The 561-nt window shown below is 46.5% G+C and carries 1 protein-coding gene; it reads right to left on the minus strand.

Going from position 1 to position 561, the window contains the following annotated elements; translation table 11 throughout:
- The coding region (locus ACS8FC_RS19820) for a cytochrome c-type biogenesis CcmF C-terminal domain-containing protein (RefSeq protein WP_439298046.1) at positions 1-488 on the minus strand (488 nt) is incomplete at its 3' end.
- Positions 489-561: the final 73 nt, after the last annotated feature.

The following is a 561-nucleotide window of genomic DNA, read 5'->3' on the forward strand; positions in this document are numbered from 1 at the left end:
ATAAGCGCGCCCAACCATATCCAGCGGATCAACGGTTTGACATAGATACGGAAAGCCCATTCATTGCTATCTTCAGCAATTGGCTCACCAAGTGCTACGTAGACATCACGCATCAAATTGGCATCAATCGCAGCTTCTGTCATCGGCATCATACTGATAATATAGTTACGCTTTTCAGGATATAACGTAGCCACCTCTTGACCGTCTTTGCTCACCGATACCTCGGCTTGCGTAGCGTCAAAGTTACTGCCTTTTACTTCGCTAAAACCTTTTACTGTAAAGTCATAACCTTGGACATTGACACTATCATTTGGTCCCAGCGCCACATCACGCTCAATACTGAGCGTACTGGTAAATGCCACACCAATAACCGCAACGAGCACCCCGATGTGAGCGGTTTGTTGACCCCAATAGCTTAGACGCAGCTGGCGTAGTCCGTTTAAACGGCTCGGTGCATTCTTGGTTTTGTCTCTAAAGTCGACCACCATCCATAAAAGCACCCAAAAGCTCACTGCCAACGTAACGCCAATATTTAGCATCGCTGATGGACTTGTGAAATAA

Source organism: Psychrobacter sp. 1Y4 (assembly GCF_051847555.1).